This is a genomic window from Methanosarcina baikalica (assembly GCF_031461075.1).
GTDB lineage: Archaea > Halobacteriota > Methanosarcinia > Methanosarcinales > Methanosarcinaceae > Methanosarcina > Methanosarcina baikalica.
Genome location: NZ_JAVKPK010000033.1, coordinates 1 through 24,289, shown reverse-complemented (window position 1 = coordinate 24,289; position 24,289 = coordinate 1). Strand labels below are relative to the sequence as shown.

Here is a 24,289-nt window from a genome sequence, read left to right as displayed (position 1 = left end):
TTGGAAACCTGAAGCCAGATAATAAGATAGTGTCCCGTCAACTAAAAACTGTCGAAGTGAATTGGTACTAGGTCGGGTAAAATTCTCCCGTTTTTATCAGATACTTCAGGATGACGCCTAGTTCCTGGAAAGAATCTATTAAAAATTATTGCTCAACATTCCGAACCCCTTATACTAGACGCTTTTTTATTTCTTCAAATTCTTCTTCAGTAATTTCACCTTTTGCAAATCTCACCTTTGCAATCTCCAGCGCAGACTTCTCTTCACTACCGCGGGTTTTGTTCTGTTCAACAAGCCATTTGATTAACAGATAAGCTACCACAATTATAAAAATCCAGAAAAGGAGCCCGAGAAATATACCACCATACCCCATCCCGTAACCATAATTGCCCATCATGCCACCATTATAACCGAACATCAACATAGATATTTTAACCACTCCCTAAATTGAGCTTTTATATTATGATCATCCATTCTTATATCTTATATTTCTATTCTTATATATCACATTTCTATTCTTATATATCACATTTCTATTCTTATATATCACATTTCTATTCTTATATATCACATTTCTATTCTTTATCGCGATTCACTTTTAAAATCAGTGATTTTTAAATTTATTTTCATCACTAGTGTCGCGTCAATCGCCAAGTATTGAATAATTGTGAATGATTATACTCGATTTCATACGACATTTTGCTGTTGATACACTAATAAAATGAGTCCTTTTCTTGAAATAAATTCTAATGAATCATATTTTACTGAGAAGCATGGCTACAAACCTTTTGATCAAGGAAAAAAGATATTCATTGTAATGGTTAACAACAACTGTAAGAATGATTCCAGCTACTCCTACTGTGATTCTGTTGGGATCTGAGATCCATTTCAAAAATTGAGATAACTTACTGGGTTGAGGTATATATCCAGTTTCAGTACCTGCATAAGGTATCATTTTGAGCCGACAGACATCCATTTTTTTCGCCGAATCTTCAATAATTTTCTGAAGAGGGCCTTCTATATTATTTGCGATTTCACTTAATTCTTTTCGGCATTCCTCAAAAGCTCTTCCATATTCCCTTGTTCCATGTTTTTTGTATTTGTCCAGATTTTGTATGCATCCCATTAATTTACAAAGAGATTCGATAAAGAGTTCTCCTTTACTATGCTCTTTATAAGCACTTTTGGCAATTGCCAATTTTTCATTCCAATTTTTCAATTTATCTTCAAGCTGAGGTGTTTTTTCCTGCTTTATAACTGCAAGCATATAATCGAGCATTTCCGAAAGACACGACATTGAAATTGAGCAGGCATTACACAACTTATTATCTTTTGGAGATGCTTTGGCTGCTTTTTCATAACATCTGGATGCATCCATTATACAATCAATGACTTTCGTGAATTTTTCTATTTCGTAAGAGTTCCTATTCCAGATTCTTTTAGATAGATCTTTATAAAAAGGAGTTTTAATCTCAAGTGTCCGAATTTCAGCTCTTCCTTTAAGCGTATAGCCTTTAGTTAAAGAAGTGCCCTTGAAGCTCTCTCCAGACTGTTTTCCCGCTTCAATGTATTCATCCCCTGAGATTTCAGCGTACTCTCCACTCTTTTTGTAATCTCTCAAATCGTAATATTTATTTGCAAATTTTTCATAAAGCCATGCCAAGGAAAGATGTTCCTGAACTTTATCTCCATCTTCTCTGCATAAGCGAGATGCTATCTCTGTTTCATTAATAGCTTCCTTTTCCAAATTCTGGTAAAATAAAAGTAAACCATAAGCACCGTGGCTATTTGGCATTTTGGGATCTAATTCAATCGCGACTTTAAATTGTTCTTCTGCTTCTTCGCGACGCCCCATATCTGAAAGGAGAATTCCGTAATTGTAGTGTGTATCTGCATCATTGGGATCTGCTTCCAAAGCAAGTTTGTACTGTTCTCCTGCTTCTTCACGGCATCCCATATCTGAAAGGAGATTTCCGTAATTTAAGTGAGTGTTCACATGTTTGGGGTCTGCTTCCAAAGCAAGTTTGTACTGTTTTTCTGCTTCTTCACGGCGCCCCATTTGTTTCAGGAGAATTCCGTAATTTGAGTGTGTGTCTGCATCATTGGGATCTGCTTCCAAAGCAAGTTTGTACTGTTTTTCTGCTTCTTCGCGACGCCCCATATCTGAAAGGAGAATTCCGTAATTGTAGTGTGTGTTCACATTTTTTGGATCTGCTTCCAAAGCAAGTTTGTACTGTTTTTCTGCTTCTTCGCGGCACCCCATTTGTTTCAGGAGAATTCCGTAATTTGAGTGTGTGTTCGCATGTTTGGGGTCTGCTTCCAGAGCAAGTTTATATTGTTCTTCTGCTTCCTGAAGCAAATTCATAAAATAAGAAGCTGTTCCAGCATTATGATGAGCAGCTGCTTTTGCAGGTCCTGTTGATGAGCTTGCAGCGGTCTTTGCAAGGATATATGCTAGTTCATGGGCGCCTTTAGATCCACAAAAAGTGCTCAGAGTTAATAACTGATCGGAAGAGATTGAATTTTTTGTTGAAAAGTTTATTGCAAGGTCAACTGCACTATTAAGATTGCCTTTTTCAGACTGTAGAAATTCATCTACAGTTTTCAGGAGTTCTTCTATCAGAGGATTCTCCATTTGTAAGCCTACCTGAGCAGAATCTTAACCGAAAAAATGATTTTTTTCATTTAATGTTGTGGAACATATAAATAATTTTTTATATTGTACGAAAGATAACGGTTATAGGAATATAACAAAAATTTGTTTTTGTGATACAATGAAAATCTTAAAAATCCTCTCCCGCCTCTATATAAACGACCTTAACTCTGCCCTTGAATTTTACGAAGAACTCTTTGGCACGCCGGCAGCCATGCGTTTTGAAATTCCGCAAATCGGCCTGGAACTGGCTCAGATAGGAGATATTTTACTAATAGCCGGCTCAGAAGAAGCTTTGAAACCTTTCAGAAGCACGCAGGCTACATTTCTTGTTGATTCGCTCGATGAATTCAAAGTTTATCTGGAAGAGAAAGGAGCAGAAATTCTCCGGGGGCCGACAAAAGTTCCAACCGGCAGGAATATAACAGTAAGTCATCCTGATGGGTCGGTAATAGAATACGTGGAACACTCAAAAAAAGAATGACGGAATGATTATTTCATTCCCGCAGATTGAATTCCAGAAACCCAGGATAATACACAGGTGCCAAGATGTATATATCTTTAAAGAGTAATTTAATCTGTTGAAAAATTATTACAAAAGGATGAAATATAAGAAAAACGCTGGTCTCGATGATGGCTAAAGGAAGTATGCAGGAAAAAAGCTCTAAATTAAAGAGCTTGCTCAGTTATCTTTTACCGGTTATTATATTCTCCCTGGCTCTGTGGACCCTGGATAAACAGATACACCATTTACACTCGAGAGATATTATAAAAAATATTGCAAGCGTTCCCCTGAGCCATATAGAGCTTGCATTTTTTTTAACTTTCTTGAGCTATCTTGCTTTGACAGGTTATGATTACCTTGCAGTCCGCAATATAAATAATTCAATTCCTTATAAACGGACTGCCATGATTTCATTCATAAGTACCTCAATCAGTTACAACATAGGTTTTAACTTTTTAACCGGAAGCTCTCTCCGTTACAGGCTGTATTCGAGGTACGGGCTAACACTGGCCCAGATCTGGGAAATTATAATTTTTTGCATTTTCACCTTCTGGGTCGGCTTTTGTTTTGTTGCAGGCTTGCTTTTCACATTTTATCCGGTTAAATTATCAATTTACATGCCTGAGATTCCTGTTCCGTTAAATATAATTGGAATTCTGTTACTGCTGTTTCTTGCTGCTTATTTCTTTTTTTCATTCAGGAAGCGGGGTCTTGAGATAAAAGGATACCAGATCAAGCTCCCTGAACCAAAAATCGCGTTCTTACAACTTGCCTTATCCTCAGTAGACTATCTGCTTTCAGGGAGCATAATCTATTTCCTTCTGCCCTCAAACCCGCAACTTACCCTGCTTCACGTATTTGTGTTCTTTGCACTGGCGCAGATCATAGGGCTGATAAGTACCGTCCCTGGAGGACTCGGGGTTTTTGAAACCCTTATGTTATTCATGCTGGAGCCGTACTTCGATAAAGTTGATATAATAAGGCCTCTTTTGCTTTTCAGGGCAATTTACTATTTTATTCCGTTTCTGTTTGGATTCCTGGCCCTTATAATATATGAATTTGAAGAGAGAGAAATATTCCTGAAAAAAATTGGGAAAGCTACATATTCAGGCCTATCCGAGCTAACGCCCCAGATTTTGTCAATTCTGATCTTTTTTGGAGGTATCTCCCTCCTTTTTTCCGGAGCCCTGCCTTCAAACCCTAAATATGTGCATGACATCACTTACATTGTCCCCCTTTCCCTTATTGAAGCTTCCAGACTTTTTGGCAGCATAATGGGTGTATTACTCCTGCTCCTGGCAAATGGACTCTGGAAAAGAATCGATGGGGCTTATGTGATCTCCCTTGCTGTCCTTTTTCTGGGCGGGATTTTTGCTTTCCTGAAAGACTTTGATTATTATGAGGCAGTTGTTCTTTTTACCATGTTCGTCTTATTACTCCCCTGCAGGAAATATTTTTACAGAAAATCTTCGCTTTTGCACCAGTCTTTTAGCAGGGAGAATATAATTGCTATATCCCTGGTGCTTGTAAGCTTCGTGTGGCTCGGGTTTTTTTCATACAGGCACGTAGAGTATTCAAACGAACTCTGGTGGCAATTCGGGATTAATTCCCAGGCATCCAGCTTTTTAAGGGCTACAGTTGGAGTTTTTTTCTTACTTTTTGTTTTTGGGATCGTAAAGATGTTGAGTCCCTTTTCCAGGGATATTCACCTTCCTGAAAAAGAGGATCTGGAGCTTGCAAAAACTATTATCACCCACAGTCAGGAAACCTGGGGAAACCTGGTATTTACCGGAGACAAATATCTGCTGTTTGATGATGAAAAAAAGGCTTTTTTAATGTACGGGGTTTCCGGCAGGACCTGGATTTCAATGGGAGATATTGTCGGGACGGACGATCAGGCAAAAGAGCTAATCTGGGACTTTTATGAAATGAGTAAATTGCATCAGGGTAGAGCTGCTTTTTATGAAGTGGGCGAAAAATATATTCCCGTTTTTCTTGACCTTGGCCTGACCCTGATCAAAGTTGGGGAGGAAGCAAAAGTGCCACTCAATTCTTTCACGCTGGAAGGAAGTGCAAGCAAAGACTTCCGATATACGGTAAAGAACGTGGAGAAAAAGGGATATAAGTTTGAAATTGTCTCTCCGGATGGGGTTCCCGCCCTCCTGCCTGAGCTTAAACGGATCTCGGATGCATGGCTGGAAATAAAAGCCGGAAAGGAAAAGAGATTTTCAGTGGGCTTTTTTGACGAGAAATATATGAGTCATTTCCCGGTTGCCCTTGTCAGGAACGAGACCGAAATTGTTGCTTTCGCAAATCTCTGGACAGGCACGGATAACGAAGAGATCAGTGTTGACCTTATGCGCCACAGTCCAGACGCCCCGGACAGGACAATGGAATACCTTTTTGTCAAGCTCATGCTCTGGGGAAAAGAAAAAGGATACAGGCGTTTTTCCCTCGGAATGGCTCCCCTCTCAGGGTTTGAAAATAGGCAGTTTGCCCCTATATGGAATAAAATAGGATCGTTAATCTTTACTCACGGAGAACATTTTTATAATTACAAGGGACTCCGTGATTTTAAAGAGAAATTCAATCCTGTATGGAGCCCGAAATATATTGCCCTTCCCAAAGGATTCAAGCAGGGGCTTGCCTTAAAAGACATAGCAACCCTGATCTCAGGAGGAATGAAAGGGATTTTTTCAAAAGAATAAAAGAACGGCTTTCGCTTCCCGAGTTCCGCTTCGGGAGCACAGGAAATCGGAGATTTTCTGGGAGTTGCGATGTAATCGCAACAGCACGGGGTCCTTTTCGCTGCGCTCAAGAGGACTAATTTAGAGTCTGGAATGAATTGTCTTTCACTTATCTATGTTTTATATTTTCACCGAATCCTGAGTAAATTAAGTCTATACGTTTATGTCTAAAACTATATTTATTCTAAAAACTGTATTCTTTCTTATATTATTTGCCTGCGAACCTTTCTTTCTAAACCATTCGCAGGTTGAAGTTTTCTTAACTTAAATCATTTTTTCAAATTTGTTCAGGATCAAAAACATAAATTCCTTTGTGCCAGCCAAATATTTTTTCTGTCCAAACATCATCAAACTTCTGGAATGATATGAGGGAAATGAAGGATTATTATACTTATATTTGAATAAATATATATTAGATTATTTACTCAAAATAGCGCAGAGCAAATTATTTTTTTATAATAGTTTCTGAGGGCACTCCATAGAAATTAACGGATCAAAAGAAAAAAAAATCATTGCAGTGATTAATGATAATATTTTCGAAGTTTTAGTTCAATTTATCCTCATCTCCGAAATGATCTCTCCACCCTGGTTGCACATTAATAGATCGAGAAAAAATTCATCGGCAAAATTCATCGGCATCAGAGTTATGCTTGACTAAACAAAAAAAATTGGAATTATCCTGAACAGGTAATTCGGGTTTTTTTGGTTATACCCCGGTTTCCAAATAGCTTTTTTCGAGAATCCGGGCCCTTTCATTGCCCTGGGGCTTTTCAAGGCTAATAGTTATAAATCCCGAAAGCTGGCATTCAGCTAGATCTTTGACAGGACACATATCAAATCAGTTTTCTTTCAAGCAGCCTTCTTACCTAATTATGATAAGTACATGATTGCTAAGAAAAGCTTTTATAGCTAGTCATGGAGGTACTCCACCGAAAATTTGGCGGAAACCTCCAATATATTCAATAAGTGAGTTTCTTTCGAGTTTTGTGAAAAACTGTAACCCAAATTTGCTCTGCCGCCGTTGAGGCGACTAGATTGATTACGGACGCTTGTAGAGTTAAAAAAGCTCGAAGAGCTCGTAAGCAGACATATTAGTGCAAAAACATTACCAGCTTCGGAAAAACGCGACTTGACAGAAGTCTATCAAATGCAGAAGAAAATCATAATCACAAGCAAGGCGGGGCAGTCCCAGATCCGTCTTCCGTAATTCAACCCTGAATCTCACCCATGATTCACCCTATAATTTACAGTGATCCTGCCTGGGATCCAACCCAAACCCAACCTATGATACAGGGGTTCTTCCGGATCAACCCAGAATCCAGCCTCGAATATACTGCGGATCCAACCGGAATCCAGATTCGAAATCTGAACCCAACCCTGGATTCAACCCAAGAACCAACCTGGACATTGACCCCGGATCCAATCCAAGATCCAACTCCGATCCACTCTTTACGGTCGTAAGAAATCATGCAGATTATTAAGAAACCCCAGATAGACCTTGTCTTAAAAGCTTACATACAGGTAACAGGACAAGAAATAGAGCAAAAAGACAGATCCACCGACCAGCTTAAAATCCACAGCTGTTTAGAAGAATTTGAAACAGCAAATTTTGAAACCCAAAATCCTGAAATGAAATTTTCCACTCCATCCAGTACCAGTACCCTATCTGGTAATACATGCAAGGTTGAAGAACCAGGCTTAAATCTTCTGCAAGCTGCAGAGAGAAATTCTTTAAATTTCAACCTTGAAAATGGTTTGCAAGTCGTTCCTGAAGCAACAGAACACCTCTCCTGCCTGCTGATCCCGGCCAGTGGGAATTAAGGGCAATAAAACGGTGTTAATAATGTCAGTTAACGACTCGGTTAACCGGATAACGGCAGGTTCCGGCGTAATACTTGGAGGAACCTTTCTCGGAATGCTTCTCGACATCATTCTTAAAGGAGTACTTACATCCCACCTCTCGCCAGCCGACTTTGGTACATATGCCCTTGCACTTACGGTTATATCAATTACAGGTGCAGTTGCAACTCTTGGACTTAATGAAGGGGTCCCGAGATATATTGCATTCTTCAGGGGCAAGAATGAGGATCAGAAGATACATGAATTAATAATGTCAGCCGTATTTATGGGCTTGATTGCCGGCCTACTTGCCGTCCTGGTCTCACCCTCATTGTTCGAAAGTCTAGCTGGAGAGGGATTTGACGCACAGGGCAAAATTCTGTCCGCAGTTAAGATCCTGATCTTTGCCGTTCCATTCACCATACTCCTGAACCTCACAGTAGCGATCTACAGAGGATTCGACCGCACCAGTATTAACATGTATTTCTATAACATTATAAGGCCGGTATCCCTGCTTGGATTTGCTTCAGTTGCCGTGTTCTTCAGCGCTTCCCTGAAAGGAGTTGTGTTTGCGGACCTGCTTTCAATGGTCTTTACTTTCGGCATAATGTCAGCGTACTTTATAAAAAAACCCCCGCTTAAACCTGAGTGGAAACTTAAATTCAGTGAGCCCACCAAGCAGCTAATAAGGTATTCGTTCCCGCTTTTGATAAGCGCAACTCTGCTGAACCTCATGAGCTGGACAGATACAATAATGCTCGGTTATTTCAAGTCAGCTGAGGTTGTTGGAGTTTACAATGCAGTATACCCTCTTGTAGGGTTCCTGTCCATGATAATAGCTTCAATGGGTTTTGTATATGTCCCTGTAACATCGAAGTTGTGGGGTCAAAGCAACACTGAATCACTTGGCTCGATTTATGCGATAATGACCAAGTGGTGCTTCCTGCTTACATTCCCCCTCTTTGCACTGATATTCGTGTACCCTGAGTTTCTTATCACGAAACTCTACGGAGCGGAATATGTAGGCGGCACCACAGCCCTGCGTATCCTTGCCCTCGGGTTCATAGCAAACTCCTACTTCGGATTTAACTACCATACTTTATTAGCCTCCGGAGACTCTGATTTCCTGATGAAATGTTCGGTAGCAAGTGCAGGAATTAACGTCGTTATCAACTTCATGCTTATACCTGAGTATGGCATGGTAGGTGCAGCTATAGGAACTGCAGTATCCTATGCATCAATCGAAGTCTTAATGACCTTAAGAGCCTGGAAGAAACAGAAAATGCATCCTTTCACTTCGATGTACAGGAAGTTAACCCTTGTCTGTATCTTCATGGTCGTGTCCATGCTTGCAGCCAGGAATGCACTTCTGCTTTCCGGTGCAACCTGGGAGTACGTAGCCTTCGTAATCGTGTATTTCCTGATTGTCCAGCGTACAAAAATACTGGACAAAAGTGAAATAAAGATGATAGGCGAGATTCGGAAGACTATTCGGTATAATATCGGGACCCACATTCCTCAGTCACTCAAAACAATTGCACCCTAACTTGCTTTCTGGTGTCAGGGAGGCCGGCAAACCCTTCCCTTTGAAGAGTATCAGAAATCCGAATACTTTATAGAGAAGTCACAGATTAAAGTGAAAAAAGTCGAAAAGAAGATGAGGACAGTGCTAGTGTCGCATCATCAGTAAAATGTAGTATAAAATCGATTACAACTATTCAGAATCATTCATCCTTAAAGATTGAAGCGACACTACTGTCTAGGAAATTTAGTTATGGGTCACCTTAATTAAGAAAGGGACTACGGATGAAGACTAGTTTAAATATTAATGCCCTATAATTAAGTTGCCAGGAAACTAGAGCTCATCCCAAAACCAATTTTATTCTTAAATCAATGAGAGTTTCAAAACTATTTTTCAAGATCAGAAACTCGATTGATTATTAAGAATAGGAAATTCTGAGAACCGATACCCACTTTCGTCAGTGATCCTCTTTTTATCTTCCCGCCTTTTTTCAGAGGTCACTATCTTTCCCCTACTTCCTGTCTTGACCACAAGAGAACAAGCAGAAGCCCACCAAAGGTTTTTCTCAATATTGTAGTCAGTATATGCTAAACTAGAAGAAAATAGATAACACCATTCAATTCATGATTAAATTTAACTATATATGAAAAGACAGTTAAATTTATAAAGAAGTTTATGTATTATTTGTAATAGAGGGTTATTTAATGGAATGTGCGTATTGTGGAGAAAAAATCAAGATTTTAGCTTTCAAGTGCCATCACTGCGGGGAAAGCTTTTGCGTCGACTGTAGGCTCCCAGAGGAGCATAAGTGTCAATCAGTTGAGATCCGCAGTTGGCGCAACTTTGCAGAAAATGTGTTAAAATTAAAAACGTAATACGGGGAGAAAACCGTTCTTGGCAGTGTGACTAATTTAGCATGAAAATGCTGCCATCTGTAATCATTTTCATGTAGTTGTGCATGTTACTCAAGGAATATCATGTTCGTTTTCTGTAAAATCATAAATTTCAAGAAATTATTGGGCAGAAAATTCCGCCTTGGAAGAACCAAACTGCACACAGTGCACAAAAACTTGACTTCGATTTTACAACAAATTTGATACACTGCCTTCTATTTTGAATTGGGAAATAATGTAATAAAATCCAAAATGACGATCAGCTTGGAAATTCAAGAGTACCCTTATAAGATGCAGAAGAAATTAATCGAAGTGGTTACGAGGGGATGGAGTAAATGTCAAAAGGGCACTATGCAAGAATGGAGTTCAATACGACACCCCAAATTAAACAAGGTGGATTATTGAGCAGGCTAAGCGGTAAAAACGATGCAATTTTCGTTCGTAACAAGTGGCAAACTGAGATCGATAACGCATGGGTTGCTCTTATGAACATGGCTCATTACTTAGAGACGTGTGAAGATTCCGTTCAGACTATTATCCGGTACAATGATCTTGCCAGATTCAGAGGAGAAATCCATGATACGAACGTGAAGCGTAAAAAACTGTACGAAAACGTCTTCAAATACATCCAACAAGATCAGGCATACTCCGAGCGCATGTGGAGAATTCATCAGGAAATGTATAAATCGACTCAGTCGGTCAGTGGAAACTATTCGACGTCGCTTGATAATATAAACATCACCCGTGAAGAGGTCAAGAAATACGTCGAGATGTACCCGAGTGTAGAGGTAAAGAGCGATATCCAGTTGATTAAAACCATCGAAACCGAGATCAATCAGAAGAAAGCACGGTATAGGCAGAACATTGCTCTCCTCCGTGATTATTTTGAGCAATTTAAACTTGAATTGATCAAGTGTGAGAGTAAGTACGATGCATATAAAACCCTGCTTAATAATGGTAGATCCGAGATTGGACAGTGTAGGTTTAAAGGATCAATGTGGTATTCAATACTAACCGAGCAGCAAAAAGCCGAGTTGAGAATCGATACCCTGAAACATCGCATTGATCAAGTTGAAAGAACGCTATCTCACTATAGGGAAATAAAAGCAAAGGTTGAAAAAGAGCTTGAAATTGAAAGCGGGTTCGTCAAAAAGGCATTAGCCACTGAGTTCGAATTCGGTGAAAAGTCGGAGCTCGAACCACAGTAGAGCAAATAATTCCCTAACTGATACCATTTGCCATTTTCGGCAGTGACTCTGCCCATATTCCCGCCCTTTCACAGACTGGTCACTGTCTTTCCCTACTTTCCAATCGAAACCGTATGAATGTATTTTTGGTGATGGGTATGCCGCCATACTTAATAGAAATTAGAATGTTTGGATCTGCTAAGAAACAGATGAAAGATATAATACATGAACTGTGCTTAATATATGAAATCAAAACACTTGATGTTTCTCACATAACGTTGATAGGTCCATTCGATACGAGGGCAGAGCATCTAGTGATAAGAACATTTGAATCGGTCTGTTCAAACTTTAAAAACCTAGCATATATGATAGACGATGTTAAGACATTTAGAAGCACTGGCGTAGTGTACCTTAATGTAATTCCCAATCAACAACTTAGGTCGTTTAGAAAGACACTATACAAATCATTAAAACCATGCTGTGAATTTCCAGCAATTGAAAATGAATTCATGTTTCATGCCACTGTCGCCAACCACGTGCCAGAACAGCAGTTGAACGCCATTAAATACAACGTTCCAAAAATGAAATTTCAACATGTGGTAATGAGAGTGACTTTGCTGAAGAACGGTCACATACTGCGAGAATATGATCTTCTTCTGAGAAGGTCACTGAACAGATACGAAGCGTTGAATTGGTCTGTTATGCAGCAGACATGGAACGCACTTGATTATACTAAAAGCACGAATGAGATCATGTACCAGAAAGAAACGCTTATACAAAAAGCTAGGCGGGTACTTGGAATATGAGATTCAATGTACGTGTTCAAAGATGCTATTATAATAAAAAATTTAAGGAGTGTGTACTTACACGAGAACCGTGCTTCAAACTTGGGGCAGTTTGTGAGTACTGTGAAGTCGCAAAAGATAGACCCAAATCACTGACTGAGTCGGAATCTGTAATAGTGAATAAACAAGCAGATGCTGTAAAAAGTCGTTGGGAGGATAGCTACCCAGAAAAGCCAATTTGTCCTATTAAACATGAACGATGCTATGATAATGGGTGGTGCGAACTATGCGACGATCCAAAAGTCAAAATTATAGAAAAGAGAGAGAAAGCACGTAAAATCGAAGAAGCCAGGATAGATGAGTATAATGCCAGCTTAGCTGAATGTCATAAAAGAATATACGAATCTGATATTGTTCAGTCTATCGAACAAAAAAGGAAAGAGTCGATATTTCAAAAGATTAAACGGGTTATACTTGGGTGATTGTATGGAGATATTTGATTTCTTAAAAAAACGTAGCGGGGCGAGACGACCTTCCAGTTATATGTTCTCTTCCAATTGAATGGAACAAAGACAAATTTTATCTTGTAAATGTTGACGTGGTAAATCAAATGGCAGGCACTTCAATAAAAGCAGTTGGGTATACATGGGCAACTGATAACTGGGTCGAACTTCATATATTCAAAAGTGTAAACGTGTGTAATGTGTATGAGGAAACCAGAGTTTGGTGCGATTGTGGGTACAACACGGACGTTGATCCTACATTCGGCAGGTTAACGCACTTATAGGTAAGTATTTTCATATTTCTATCCCATGAGACTCAATATTTTCCAGCGGATCTCTTCCATATTCCATATTTCGGACTCTATTTTTTTCCTTCTTTCTGAGTCCCAAGTTCCTTAATCCCCTAGAAATTAAAAATATCTATCCCATAGTGGGTCTTTTTGTTAGTTTCCCTTTTTGATCTGGAACCGTTTCATTTTCCTCTTCTAATTTTTTCCTTAACTTCCATTCTCCCACATTCCGCAGTATTTTTTTGAAAATCAATATTTTTCCTGATAGCGTTTTGGGAACAGATGCAAATAATTTGGATTTTTAATGGCATTTGGTGAAAATTGAATGATATCGTTTTTGGTCTCTAAATACACCACATAGTTGCTTTTACCTACTGCATAAAAGTCCAATAAATCCACGTTTGATTGAAAATCGATAGCGGTAAAAATATGAATTTACGAAAATTTACTGCGGAAAGTGGGATTCTGCAATAGAATAAATCATTAAGTATAGAACCATTATTATAGTTAATGCTTCAACTCTTGATTTATTCTTGAGGTAAACTTTTGAGGTCGTGTCCGTGAGTCACTGATAGATTCAGAAAAAATGCATAAATCCCACATGATTGAAGAAAAGGTAAAGGGATTCTTATGCTCGCAGTTTTCAATAACTTACAGACCCGGCCGAATTTGATAACAGGTGTTTAATAAAAGTGTAATATATTATAAATTGGGGGAAAATATGAGCTGGAGGTACATAAGAAATCTAGTTACAAGAACAATAAGGGAATGGTTGGAAGATGATGCAATGACTTACAGCGCTGCACTGGCATTTTATTTTGTATTGAGCCTTCCTGCTCTCCTCTTATTTTCGGTATCTGTAGGCAGTATTTTTTTGAGGTCAAAAAGCCTCCAGGACACCATACTCAATTACTTGCAGGGAGTCATTGATGAAGGGATGAAGAGTATGATAGTTTTACTTTTCGAACGTATTCCGGAAATCGATTCCCTCTCGATAAGCGCATTAATAGGTCTTGTGCTACTTCTCTGGAGTGCTAGCAATTTTTTCAGGCAATTCAAGAATTTCCTTGAAAAAGCATGGGGCATTAAGCCTGCTGAGTCCAATACTATTAAAGATTATATAAGAGATACAATTAAGTATTTTCTTATAGTTATTTTTTTGGGGGGATTGCTTATGATTAGTATAATTGTTGAAGGAATTCTCTATACAGTTTCAAGATTTTCCCAGGGACTGTTACCTTTTTCACCTGTTGTTGAAGATTATACAGGTTCTATAGCCAGTTTTCTAATTCTCGTGCTGTTTTTTATGGTTTTGTATAGAGTACTTCCAAATATAAAGCTGAATTTAAAATCTCTTTTTGTAGGGTCACTAGTAACAGTAATTCTTATCACCATAGGCAAATATGTCATAGCGCTTTATTTTACGTACAGCGACCCTATAAGTATATATGGAGCAATAGGATCGATTACAGGATTGTTTCTTCTGATCTATTATTCAACAATTATGGTTACAATTGGTGCAGAGTTCACAAAAGTTTATTCTGAATCTTAAAATTCTTGCTCTATGAAGAGGAACTTGAGTCTTTTTTAATTTGTTTTTCCTTTTTCTCTTATTTCGGTCATCCACTAACATATGATTAAAAGTATATATTTGGACCAATTTTCATAAAAACAATAACACCTTAATACGATTTAGTTCGAGCAGAAGTCAAACAAAAAAACGTAACAAACAAAAAATGGAATTGATAAATCGTATTATCATTAACGGTTCTAGGGGAAGTTTCCATCCCCGCAGAAAGCTGCGAGGTATTTGACTGAAATAAAATTACGATCTGAAACTGGCACCATCTTTCATAAGCGACTCAACGATATCCTTAAACTCCATTTCTGCCGCAATTTCCAAAGCAGTGTTGCCATTTTCTTCTTGAATATTAAGATCGGCGCCACTTTTGATGAGCAACTCAACAACATCCTTACGCCTCGTTTGTGCCGAAAACATCAAAGCAGTAAGACCGTATTCATCTTGAATATTGAGATTGGCACCACTTTCAATAAGCAACTTAACAATATCCTTAAATCCCCTATCTGCCGCATGAATCAAAGCGGTCTTACCGTTTTTGTCCTGGATATCAGGATTGGCACCGCCTTTAAGAAGCAACTCAACAATATCTTTATGCCCCTTTTTAGCTGCGGCATTCAAAGCAGTGTTACGATTGTTGTCTTGAATATTTAGATCAGCCCCACCTGTAATAAACAACTCTACAATATTCTTATGCCCCCGATCTGCCGCACAAATCAAAGCAGTCTTACCGCTTTTGTCCTGGATATCAGGATTGGCACCGCCTTCAATAAGCAACTCAACAATATCCTTATATCCTATTTTTACCGCAAACTTCAAAGCAGTCTCGCCATTTTTATCTTGAATATTTAGATTAGCACCGCCTTTAATAAGCAACTCAACAATATCCCCGCGTCCTATCTTTGCCGCACAAATCAGAGCAGTGTCGCCATTTTTATCTTGAATATTAAGATTGACACCGCCTTCAATAAGCAACTCAATAACATCCTTATGCTCCATATCTGCCGCATAAATCAAAGCAGTTTTACCATATGCGTCTTGTGAATTTATATCAATTTTATTGCTTTTTAGGAATCCCTTTACATTTTCGATCTGTCCTAATCTGCAAGCGTCTAAAAATTCATGGGTTTTATCTTTACCAAATAAATTAGATATAAAGTCCATCACCACTCCATCCTAAAATATTTACACATTGTGTTATGTACCAGAATCTGGCTATTTTTGCATTTTTGATTGAAACACAGGAATTAAAAAACTATTACTTATTATAACTCAGCTTCAGGAAACATATACAATTGTATATTTGCATAAGGCACCAATTGTATATTTACATAAGTCATCAATTATTCTTTTTTGGAGTCGGGTTTTGTTATTATCCTCAAACTGCACCGTAGCTTTTTGTAAAATATTTTTTTCTCCAGTAAAGTGCGACATTCACAAGCCCGATCATCACGGGTACTTCAATCAGAGGGCCTACCACAGCTGCAAATGCCTGCCCTGAATCGATGCCGAAAACCGCTACTGCCACTGCAATTGCCAGTTCGAAGTTGTTACTGGCTGCGGTAAAAGAAAGGGATGTTGTCTGTCCGTAGTTAATGCCCAATTTCATGGAGATAAAAAAGGAGACGCTGAACATAATCACAAAATATATTAAGAGGGGAATTGCGATCCTTACAACATCTAACGGCAAGCTAACAATGTATTCTCCTTTTAAAGAGAACATGACAATAATCGTAAACAACAGGGCATAAAGTGCAATCGGACCGGATTTAGGAACAAATGTCCCATCATACCATTCGGCTCCCTTTGCTGGACGCAAGAAGTAGCGAGTTAGAAAGCCAGCAGCAAAAGGGATCCCCAGGTAAATAGCAACACTCCGGGCAACCTCTCCCATAGATACATTTATTTCCATGCCACTCAGTCCGAGCCATTCAGGTAGCACTGTTATAAAGATGTAGGCAAATATGGAGTAAAAGACTACCTGAAAGATTGAATTGAAGGCAACCAGAGCAGCAGCGTACTCATTATCCCCACCTGCCAGGCTATTCCAGACAATCACCATGGCGATGCACCTAGCCAATCCAATCAGAATAATACCTACCATATATTCCGGATATTCCCTGAGAAATATAATCGCCAGAGCGAACATCAGAAGCGGACCAATGACCCAATTTTGCAGTAAGGATAAGCCTAATACCTTACGATTCTTGAACACCTTGCCTAATTCTTCATATTTTACCCGCGCAAGTGGGGGATACATCATAACTATTAAACCAATCGCAATTGGAATGGATGTGGTGCCAATAGATAGGCTCTTTAAAAATTCTGCAAATTCCGGATAAACAAATCCCAGGGCTACACCGACGAACATAGCCAAAAAAATCCATAAAGTTAAATAACGATCCAAAAATGACAATTTCGATACAACGGAGTTTTCCAAAAAAAACACCTCTTTTCATTTTTTGTAAACCTGATTATTTTTCTCCATCGGATAACTACTTGAAATCTATCGCCTTCAAGATCTATTTGATAACGGAATCGCAAGATTTACCACTTGCTTTGAACTTCTTCAATAGCATTAAATCGTCTTTACAAACACTGATTTTCCCAATCTCATCCTCGATAATGATTAAAAGGAAGGGGAACTTTGAAAAAATGGTATTATTAAGTCGATAATAAACCCATTGGGATTTTTTTTCGGAAACAATAATCTCTGCCATTTTCAGTTTATTTAAATGTCTTGAGGCATTGGATTGTTTAACACCCAGAACTGCTTCAATGTCACAGACACATAATTCACCGTTTCTTAAAAGATTTAATATTCTTATTCTGTTTTCATCAGCTAGAGACTTAAATATGGAAACAATATCCACAGATATCAACGCCCTTATATGAATATATGCAATTATACTCATGATATATTTAAAAGTGCTGTTTTATTTTGATATTGTTCATGATACTATGAGAATTATCTCCAGAATAAACATAAAAAATGAAACTGAGCTATGTGAAACTGATTTTAAAGGAGAGAATCCTTTCCATTTATCAGTACAGAAAAAAGGAGAATCCGTAAATTAACTCATTAATTCGAAGTCCGGATTTAAGTCTTGTCTTAGTTCTCAAAACAGCATCTTTTCTCTGTTCTCGATTCAATGGTACATACGAGTTAAAGGCTCGATTGTTATAACGATCAGGGTTAGTTTTTCATAATTAACTCTATAAAGTATCCTTAGATGCCTGGAGCGCAGCCTGAAAATCTTCTCCTGGCTCTCAATTATTCTTTTTGCCCCCTGGGGAACGGGGTCAAGGGCAAGCTCCTCAAGAGTTTCCTTGACCCGGGAATGCATACTCTCGCCTGCCTCTTTCAGGAAAGCCTGCGCATGAATATCAAGGAAAACTTCAAACATTTTAGAGCCTCATTTCTTCAAGCTTTTTTAAAGCTACAAGTTTTCCTCTTGCCTCGTTTTCAAAACTTCTAGAAACTAACTCCTTTTCTTCTGCAGTGAGCAAGCTATCTATATCCACCATATGCTCCTTTATTTCCCCAAGTTGCTTTTTGATAAAGTTAAGTTCTTCAAAGAGCTTTTTATCGACTTTCTCTCCAGTAATAAAACCACTACCTCGATTTACTTACAGAATTATTACTATCAGGAGTATTTATTGCCTGATTATTATCCACTTGCAGATCATACATGGTTATTTAGACGCATGTTTGTTTTGCATTTGGATTTCTTAATATCCAGGCTTATTTAACATTCTGTGTTACTCATTATTCATTGTAATTTTTAGGTCGCCTTTATTATCTAGCATTTTTCCTTATTAATTTTATCTCTTTGTCTATTTGCAAGCAGTTAGAAAGAGTTATCTCCTTATTTCTTACTGAACGTGTTGTGAACCACACAACATAGGTAAATTAAAACTGTTGGACGCATTTATAGGATGTGTTTTATAGATATTTAGATAAGGGGGCTTAAAATGAACGTTACGAAATTCGAATAGGTAATATTATAACATAAAAAATTTATATGTATAAGTGGGAGAGTAGCAAAAAGGCAGGAGAAAAAAATGATAGCCGAAAATCTCGGGTTTTTCATATATATATTCACAGCTATCTTTGTAGTCGTCAGTCCCATCAGCGGAGTAGTAACTTTCATTTCTCTGACCAGCAAAATGACACATGAGGAAAAAAATGAAATCGCAAAAAAATCAGTCACATTGGCATGCGTAATTGCCCTTTTTTTTGCAATCGCAGGAAATATTATACTCAACCTGTTCAGCATCAGTGTGGATTCACTCCGGGTTGCAGGAGGCATCCTGCTTTTCAGCATTGCCTTTGATATGATGCACGCTAATATTTCAAGAGAGAGTATCACTGAGGAAGAGATTTCGCAATCCCAGGAACGCGCAGATATCTGGGTCTTTCCTATAGGACTTCCCCTTCTTACAGGTCCGGGTGTGATCAGTACAGTAATTGTTATGATGGGAAGCACAGAATCCATTGAGCAAAAAATAATAATTCTTGTATCGATCATACTGACATTTGTTATTTGTCTGTACACTTTCCTCTTCTCAAGGAGGATTCATAAATTTATAGGGTATAACGGGATGCTGGTCTTTACAAGACTCATGGGGCTTTTGCTTGCAGCTCTCGCAGTAAACCTGACTTCGATAGGTATAATAGACATATTCCATTTAACAAGTTGAAACAGTCAGTTAGAGAATTTGAAACGGAAACTTAACCACTTTCCACTCAGAGTTCCGCTTCGGATCACAGGAAATCGGATCTTTTCAGAGAGTTGCGATTACATCGCAACAGCATGGGGGTGTCCTTCTCGGCAGAGTTATGGCTCTGCAGTAGTAAAATCTATGAACCAATTACCTGCTTTTTAAGGAGTGAACCTTGCCGGGTACATTCCCTAGAAAATTCAAACATGCCAATTTCACTCCAGAATAACCAGCGGGTGTACTTGCTTTATATTCTCAGACATTTCCCCGAAATCCCCTTCAAAATAATTTTATGTAATGAGCTGATCCCAAAACTCAAAAACTAATTATTTAAATCTCAATTTTTAATGACAGCAAAGGTTCGATTTTCATCTAGAGATTATCAGAGATCACGTAGTCATGCACGATTTTCCGTTTTTCATTTTATACATATTACCCAAAAGAACATGAAATTCTACGAATAACAGGCACAAATAAATGAAAGTACTTTTCACCTTACCCTTTTTTGATGATTTATCTCCTCATCACCTTGTGAATTAAGTTTTTCCTATCTATGGTTTTTCAAACCACCACTAAACTAATCAGTGAATTGCCATCGAAGAATTAAATGTGAGTAGGAGTATAAAATGAAAAAGAAGTATGAGGGACCAGTTTTTTCCCGTACTTTCATGCTAAAATTGCAAGTAATTTACTTTTCGGATAGGCTCTAAAGCCTATTTTAGTGAATTAAGTAATCTGACCTTATATATTCTCCAGTATGCTGGCTTTCCAGACGTTCGATTTCTCTGACAATTTCATCAAGTGTAATATATTCTATTACAGGTATTCCGCGCAGCAGGTCTAAAACATTACTCTCTGCTTTCCTTCAGCAAACCTGATAACATCTTTTCTGTCTATTGGATAACCTATTTCTCTGTCGGATATATATTTTTTAACCTTGCTTGGATCTCTTTTAATAAGTTCACTTCCCCAACAGGTAATTCCAAAATCAGGTAGTTATTACTTTCTTACTTTGTCTCCCATCTCCATTCAGTTATTTGTGGCATCTGTGCATTAATATTCTACTTGAGTTAAATGTAGCACAGAGGAGGATAGGTTACCAGATAATTTGTTTGAGAAATCAGGAGATTTATTAGTCTCCTGATTTTCAAGTAAAACGGGAGATACCTTGCCTTAACGGAGAATGTAATATTCTAAATTTCGAAGTTCAACAGGACTGACTTTAAGATTTATCTCCCATTTGACAAGTTAATGCTTTAGAACAAAATTATCGTCTATGAAGTTCCTTGGCAACTTCATTAGCGCTTTTGTATTCCTTATCCGGAAGCATACCAATATCCTCCAGTATGTCCTGGGTTGCTCCACTCTTCCTTGTTTGCTCAATAATCTTGTCTCTATTTGCAGGATATTTTATATTTTTTAATATTTCCTGAGTTTCCTTAGGAAGGTCTAGAATACTTTCGCTTTTACTCCCAACTTCCATAATATTTCCCCCTTACTCCAGTTTAGTTCCCTTTAAATTCCTTAGCGACATCTGCAGCGTTTGTGTACTCCTTTTCCGGAAGATTTTTGATTTCATCTAATAAATCCCCGCTTGCACAGTGCTGCATTGCATGCATAATAAATCCCTTTTCTCTGCAAGGTACTCTATATCTTTCAAAGCTTCCTGAACAGAAGCCTACCTTATTTTGCAAAATTTTCCCTATTTGTTGTATTTCATTTCGTTTGCTTCCTGACAGGCAATACACGTATACTACCTATCAGAAGGTCTCCTAGAAGGTATTCTTACGCACCTACCTTTTTTCAGGTAGCTATTGCCTTCTCGCTTGGTTGCTACCTTCAATGTAGTAGTATATCAATAATTATATAAAAATCAATTCAAACCAAAAGTTTGTCAGCAGATGACTTTTTCGGGTTCCGTTGCAAAAAAATATTTCTGCAATTTGACACTATAATTTTCACCTTTGTGTATCATTTTCTTCCGAATGAAAAGGATTAACTTTCCGAATTGTGATGGTTTTTACTGATTTTGTAAAAAAGCCAGATTTTTGCAAGGAACAATAAATATGGGCAGTTAATAAAAAATCCTGGGTAGACTATAGACTCTTAAATATAGTCAAACAGGGCGAGTTACCCATTGGACAGATTTAATCAATGAGCTGATCCCAAAACTCAAAATTACATCTCTAAATTTCGAATTTGGAATTATCAATCGAGTATCTGATAATGAAAAATATTTCTGAAACTCTTATTGATTTAAGAATAAAATTGGTTTTGGGATGAACTCAATAACAATGGGTTTTGGGATAAGCTTGATGAAATCTATCGATTGGAATTCCTGTCAACTTGCTATTCCGAGATTTTTCATTACTTTTCCAGCTCTTTTTCACTTTTTTACTGTCTTCCCAGTTTCTGTTCAGTTTCCAGAACCTTAAGGGTGATCTTCATAACCGAATCCGGATTAAGGGAAATGGATTCTATCCCCTCTTTTACCAGGAACTCAGCAATCTCAGGGAAGTCGCTTGGGGCCTGTCCGCAAATGCCGCTGTGCCTCCCATTTCGCTTTGCTCCCTGCACAGCCATTGCCATTATTTTCATGACTCCCGGATCTCGCTCATCGAATTCTGCGGCAAGCATTTCCGAATCCCTGTCAACGCCGAGGGTTAGCTGGGTCAGATCATTTGAGCCTATGGAAAAGCCGTCGAAAAATTCGCTAAATTCGTCTATAAGGAGAACGTTATTAGGAATCTCACACATGACATAGACCTGCAGTCCGTTTTCTCCTCTTTTGAGCCCATTTTTCTCCATTTCGACGATCACTTTCCGCGCTTCCTCAAGAGTCCTGCAGAAGGGAATCATAAGAATAATATTTGTAAGCCCCATTTGTTCCCTGGCCTTTTTCATAGCCCTGCACTCAAGGGTGAAACCTTCCCTGTAACGCTCATCAAAATAGCGGGAAGCTCCCCTGAACCCTATCATAGGGTTGCTTTCCTCCATTTCAAAGTAGCTACCCCCAAGAAGGCTTGCATACTCATTGGTCTTGAAATCGCTCATGCGGACTACAACCGGCTTCGGATAGAAAGCCGCGGCAATAGTTCCAACTCCCTGGGCAAGCTGCTCGACAAAATATTCCCCTTTATTGTAGCCTCTGGTAAGCTTTTCGATTTCCCTGAGCACCTTAGGTTCTTTGACCCTTTCAGGATGCACAAGAGCCATCGGATGGAGCTTGATATAGCTGGTAATGATAAACTCCAGCCTCGCAAGCCCTATTCCGTCATTCGGGATCATAGAAAAGCCAAAGGCTTCTTCAGGGTTTCCAAGATTCATCATAATCTCGGTTTTCGGGCGTTTAAGGTCTTTGAGGCTCAGGGTATCTTTATGAAAAGGAAGAATACCATCGTATACAAGCCCGTCCTCTCCTTCGGCACAGCTCACGGTGATATTCCTGCCTGTCTCAAGGACCTCGGTTGCATTTCCTGCTCCTACGACTGCGGGAACTCCGAGTTCCCGGCTGACAATGGCTGCGTGGCAGGTCCTTCCTCCTTTGTTCGTGACAATTGCGGCTGCCGTTTTCATGACAGGTTCCCAGTCCGGAGTCGTGGTGTCCGCAATAAGGATTTCTCCTGGTTTAAAAGAGGGCAGATCCGAAATATCAGTAATCACATGAGCTTTTCCGGAAGCAATTTTATCTCCCACGCTCCTGCCTCTTGCAAGGACATTTGATTTTTCTTCAAGTACATAGGTCTCCAGAACATCTTTGCTCTTCTGAGACTGCACAGTCTCCGGTCTTGCCTGTACTATAAAGAGTTCACTTGTTATGCCGTCCTTCGCCCATTCGATGTCCATGGGTCTGGGTTCCTTATACTTGTTAGAGTAGTGGTCTTCTATAGCAATCGCGTATTCTGCAAGTTTGAGTACTTCGTCATCATCAATACAGAAGCGCAGCCGATCAGCCTCAGGAACTTCCACATTCCGGGTGAGCACCTTTGAATCGCCGCGCCCGTAGATCATTTTAATTTCCTTGCTCCCTACCTTCTTCTGGATAATCGGCTTGTATCCTGCCTTGAAAGTCGTCTTGAAAACATAGAACTCATCGGGATTGACCTGTCCCTGAACGATATTCTCTCCGAGCCCGTATGTACCCGTAATAAAGACCACGTCTCTGAAACCGGTTTCCGTGTCAAGGGTAAAAATAACCCCGCTTGAAGCCAGATCCGACCTGACCATTTTCATGATTCCTATGGAAAGTCCCACTTTGAAGTGGTCGAATTTATTGGTTACTCGGTAGGAAATAGCCCTGTCCGTAAAAAGCGAGGCAAAACAGCGTATGCATGCATCCCTAAGCCCTGGATAGCCCCGGATATTCAGATAAGTTTCCTGCTGACCCGCAAATGAAGCAGTTGGAAGATCTTCAGCTGTTGCCGAACTCCGTACAGCTACATCCGTATCCTCTCCATACTGTTTGCAGAGGCGATCATATCCGGTTTTGATCTCTTCCCAGAGATCATCCGGGATTCCTGCCCCAAGGATCAGATCTCTTACATTCTTACCCCTTTTTGCAAGTTCTGCAACATCCGCAGTATCCAGCCCTTCCAGTGTTTTTTTGAGTTTCTCCAGAATCCCTCCGGCTTTAAGGGTATGCCAGTAAGCTTCAGCAGTGACTGAAAAGCCGTTCGGGATCTTTACTCCCTTCGAAGTAAGCTCTCTGTACATTTCCCCAAGGGAAGCATTCTTCCCGCCCACCAGCGGGACATCATCAATCGTGGTTTCTTCAAACCAGCGGATGTACTTGCCTTTATATTCAGACATCTCCTCAATATCCCCTTTTAAAATTATTTAATGTAATATAATGATGCGACAACACATTTAATATTTCATGTAAAATTGAGAACATCCGCCACTATCCGGACGGAAAACTCCTTATTGAATTTGGCCCGATTATAATTATGCGTTAATGAAAGAAATGATTTTTCCCACTAAGCAAAAATAAGAAATTTAAATTTTGATCTGTGATAAATTTTTAACTTAAATTCACTATGAAAGTTACAATAGCCTATTTTT

The 24,289-nt window shown here is 38.9% G+C and carries 20 protein-coding genes and 2 pseudogenes; 11 read left to right on the top strand and 11 right to left on the bottom strand.

Annotated features, from left to right (window positions below):
- Positions 1-169 precede the first annotated feature (169 nt).
- Both RG963_RS09385 and RG963_RS09380 read right to left on the bottom strand, forming a co-directional pair.
- Entirely contained in the window at positions 170-439 is a 270-nt protein-coding gene (locus RG963_RS09385; RefSeq protein WP_310576006.1) for an SHOCT domain-containing protein, read from the bottom strand.
- Between the two features lie 315 nt (positions 440-754).
- Positions 755-2,635 carry a tetratricopeptide repeat protein gene (locus tag RG963_RS09380; RefSeq protein ID WP_310576005.1) on the bottom strand — a complete coding sequence of 627 codons (1,881 nt, stop codon included), beginning with the start codon at positions 2,633-2,635 and terminating at the stop codon, positions 755-757.
- Between the two features lie 139 nt (positions 2,636-2,774).
- Here RG963_RS09380 and RG963_RS09375 point away from each other — a divergent pair, with 139 nt between their 5' ends.
- Together RG963_RS09375 and mprF are read left to right on the top strand one after the other, a co-directional pair.
- Positions 2,775-3,137 carry a VOC family protein gene (locus tag RG963_RS09375; protein WP_310576004.1) on the top strand — a complete coding sequence of 121 codons (363 nt, stop codon included), beginning with the start codon at positions 2,775-2,777 and terminating at the stop codon, positions 3,135-3,137.
- Between the two features lie 146 nt (positions 3,138-3,283).
- On the top strand, positions 3,284-5,866 hold the full coding sequence (gene mprF / locus RG963_RS09370; RefSeq protein ID WP_310576003.1) for a bifunctional lysylphosphatidylglycerol flippase/synthetase MprF: 2,583 nt from the start codon (positions 3,284-3,286) through the stop codon (positions 5,864-5,866).
- Between the two features lie 1,283 nt (positions 5,867-7,149).
- On the opposite strand, the gene RG963_RS09365 is transcribed toward mprF, so the two are convergent.
- Positions 7,150-7,374, bottom strand: coding sequence for a hypothetical protein (locus RG963_RS09365; protein ID WP_310576002.1), 225 nt, complete (start codon positions 7,372-7,374; stop codon positions 7,150-7,152).
- Between RG963_RS09365 and RG963_RS09360 the strand changes: the two genes are divergently transcribed.
- From RG963_RS09360 to RG963_RS09335, 7 genes are all read left to right on the top strand, one after another.
- Positions 7,373-7,726, top strand: a complete 354-nt coding sequence (locus tag RG963_RS09360; protein ID WP_310576001.1) for a hypothetical protein — start codon at positions 7,373-7,375, stop codon at positions 7,724-7,726. The genes RG963_RS09365 and RG963_RS09360 overlap by 2 nt on opposite strands.
- A gap of 22 nt (positions 7,727-7,748) precedes the next feature.
- Positions 7,749-9,290, top strand: coding sequence for a flippase (locus tag RG963_RS09355; RefSeq protein ID WP_310576000.1), 1,542 nt, complete (start codon positions 7,749-7,751; stop codon positions 9,288-9,290).
- Between the two features lie 680 nt (positions 9,291-9,970).
- Entirely contained in the window at positions 9,971-10,141 is a 171-nt protein-coding gene (locus tag RG963_RS16580) for an AN1-type zinc finger domain-containing protein (protein WP_396654715.1), read from the top strand.
- A 353-nt stretch (positions 10,142-10,494) separates the two neighbouring features.
- A complete protein-coding gene (locus tag RG963_RS09350) occupies positions 10,495-11,367 on the top strand; it encodes a hypothetical protein (protein ID WP_310575999.1) in 873 nt (290 codons plus the stop codon).
- A 137-nt stretch (positions 11,368-11,504) separates the two neighbouring features.
- On the top strand, positions 11,505-12,152 hold the full coding sequence (locus RG963_RS09345) for a 2'-5' RNA ligase family protein (protein ID WP_310575998.1): 648 nt from the start codon (positions 11,505-11,507) through the stop codon (positions 12,150-12,152).
- A complete protein-coding gene (locus RG963_RS09340) occupies positions 12,149-12,613 on the top strand; it encodes a hypothetical protein (protein WP_310575997.1) in 465 nt (154 codons plus the stop codon). Before RG963_RS09345 ends, RG963_RS09340 begins: the two co-directional genes overlap by 4 nt.
- A gap of 116 nt (positions 12,614-12,729) precedes the next feature.
- A complete protein-coding gene (locus tag RG963_RS09335) occupies positions 12,730-12,918 on the top strand; it encodes a hypothetical protein (protein ID WP_310575996.1) in 189 nt (62 codons plus the stop codon).
- Positions 12,919-12,936: 18 nt separating this feature from the next.
- Here the strand turns inward: RG963_RS09335 and RG963_RS09330 are convergent.
- Positions 12,937-13,147 (bottom strand): annotated as a pseudogene (locus tag RG963_RS09330) (IS1634 family transposase); the annotation flags it as partial.
- A gap of 456 nt (positions 13,148-13,603) precedes the next feature.
- On the opposite strand from RG963_RS09330, the gene RG963_RS09325 reads away from it, so the two are divergent.
- On the top strand, positions 13,604-14,476 hold the full coding sequence (locus RG963_RS09325; RefSeq protein WP_310575995.1) for a YihY/virulence factor BrkB family protein: 873 nt from the start codon (positions 13,604-13,606) through the stop codon (positions 14,474-14,476).
- Between the two features lie 273 nt (positions 14,477-14,749).
- Here the strand turns inward: RG963_RS09325 and RG963_RS09320 are convergent.
- The 4 genes and pseudogenes from RG963_RS09320 to RG963_RS09305 all read right to left on the bottom strand — a co-directional run.
- Positions 14,750-15,673, bottom strand: a pseudogene (locus RG963_RS09320) (ankyrin repeat domain-containing protein); the annotation flags it as partial.
- Positions 15,674-15,881: 208 nt separating this feature from the next.
- A complete protein-coding gene (arsB, locus tag RG963_RS09315; RefSeq protein WP_310575994.1) occupies positions 15,882-16,952 on the bottom strand; it encodes an ACR3 family arsenite efflux transporter in 1,071 nt (356 codons plus the stop codon).
- A gap of 73 nt (positions 16,953-17,025) precedes the next feature.
- Positions 17,026-17,418 carry an ArsR/SmtB family transcription factor gene (locus RG963_RS09310; RefSeq protein WP_310575993.1) on the bottom strand — a complete coding sequence of 131 codons (393 nt, stop codon included), beginning with the start codon at positions 17,416-17,418 and terminating at the stop codon, positions 17,026-17,028.
- Between the two features lie 234 nt (positions 17,419-17,652).
- Entirely contained in the window at positions 17,653-17,910 is a 258-nt protein-coding gene (locus RG963_RS09305) for a type II toxin-antitoxin system RelE family toxin (protein ID WP_310575992.1), read from the bottom strand.
- A 658-nt stretch (positions 17,911-18,568) separates the two neighbouring features.
- Here RG963_RS09305 and RG963_RS09300 point away from each other — a divergent pair.
- Entirely contained in the window at positions 18,569-19,207 is a 639-nt protein-coding gene (locus RG963_RS09300; protein ID WP_310575991.1) for a MarC family protein, read from the top strand.
- Between the two features lie 1,288 nt (positions 19,208-20,495).
- On the opposite strand, the gene RG963_RS09295 is transcribed toward RG963_RS09300, so the two are convergent.
- From RG963_RS09295 to ppsA, 3 genes are all read right to left on the bottom strand, one after another.
- Entirely contained in the window at positions 20,496-20,711 is a 216-nt protein-coding gene (locus RG963_RS09295; RefSeq protein ID WP_310575990.1) for a DUF2795 domain-containing protein, read from the bottom strand.
- 22 nt (positions 20,712-20,733) lie between these two features.
- Positions 20,734-20,847: a DUF2795 domain-containing protein gene (locus tag RG963_RS09290; RefSeq protein ID WP_310575989.1), complete on the bottom strand. Its 114-nt coding sequence runs from the start codon at positions 20,845-20,847 to the stop codon at positions 20,734-20,736.
- Positions 20,848-21,622: 775 nt separating this feature from the next.
- Positions 21,623-24,037 carry a phosphoenolpyruvate synthase gene (ppsA, locus tag RG963_RS09285; RefSeq protein ID WP_310575988.1) on the bottom strand — a complete coding sequence of 805 codons (2,415 nt, stop codon included), beginning with the start codon at positions 24,035-24,037 and terminating at the stop codon, positions 21,623-21,625.
- Positions 24,038-24,289: the final 252 nt, after the last annotated feature.

Excerpts from the sequence above, each read along its gene's own strand:
- RG963_RS09380 (WP_310576005.1), bottom strand. The coding sequence starts at position 2,635 with ATGGAGAATCCTCTGATAGAAGAACTCCTGAAAACTGTAGATGAATTT.
- RG963_RS09375 (WP_310576004.1), top strand. The coding sequence starts at position 2,775 with ATGAAAATCTTAAAAATCCTCTCCCGCCTCTATATAAACGACCTTAAC.
- mprF (WP_310576003.1), top strand. The coding sequence starts at position 3,284 with ATGATGGCTAAAGGAAGTATGCAGGAAAAAAGCTCTAAATTAAAGAGC.
- RG963_RS09360 (WP_310576001.1), top strand. The coding sequence starts at position 7,373 with ATGCAGATTATTAAGAAACCCCAGATAGACCTTGTCTTAAAAGCTTAC.
- RG963_RS09365 (WP_310576002.1), bottom strand. The coding sequence starts at position 7,374 with ATGATTTCTTACGACCGTAAAGAGTGGATCGGAGTTGGATCTTGGATT.
- RG963_RS09355 (WP_310576000.1), top strand. The coding sequence starts at position 7,749 with ATGTCAGTTAACGACTCGGTTAACCGGATAACGGCAGGTTCCGGCGTA.
- RG963_RS16580 (WP_396654715.1), top strand. The coding sequence starts at position 9,971 with ATGGAATGTGCGTATTGTGGAGAAAAAATCAAGATTTTAGCTTTCAAG.
- RG963_RS09350 (WP_310575999.1), top strand. The coding sequence starts at position 10,495 with ATGTCAAAAGGGCACTATGCAAGAATGGAGTTCAATACGACACCCCAA.
- RG963_RS09345 (WP_310575998.1), top strand. The coding sequence starts at position 11,505 with ATGCCGCCATACTTAATAGAAATTAGAATGTTTGGATCTGCTAAGAAA.
- RG963_RS09340 (WP_310575997.1), top strand. The coding sequence starts at position 12,149 with ATGAGATTCAATGTACGTGTTCAAAGATGCTATTATAATAAAAAATTT.
- RG963_RS09310 (WP_310575993.1), bottom strand. The coding sequence starts at position 17,418 with ATGAGTATAATTGCATATATTCATATAAGGGCGTTGATATCTGTGGAT.
- RG963_RS09305 (WP_310575992.1), bottom strand. The coding sequence starts at position 17,910 with ATGTTTGAAGTTTTCCTTGATATTCATGCGCAGGCTTTCCTGAAAGAG.
- RG963_RS09300 (WP_310575991.1), top strand. The coding sequence starts at position 18,569 with ATGATAGCCGAAAATCTCGGGTTTTTCATATATATATTCACAGCTATC.
- RG963_RS09295 (WP_310575990.1), bottom strand. The coding sequence starts at position 20,711 with ATGGAAGTTGGGAGTAAAAGCGAAAGTATTCTAGACCTTCCTAAGGAA.
- RG963_RS09290 (WP_310575989.1), bottom strand. The coding sequence starts at position 20,847 with ATGCATGCAATGCAGCACTGTGCAAGCGGGGATTTATTAGATGAAATC.
- ppsA (WP_310575988.1), bottom strand. The coding sequence starts at position 24,037 with ATGTCTGAATATAAAGGCAAGTACATCCGCTGGTTTGAAGAAACCACG.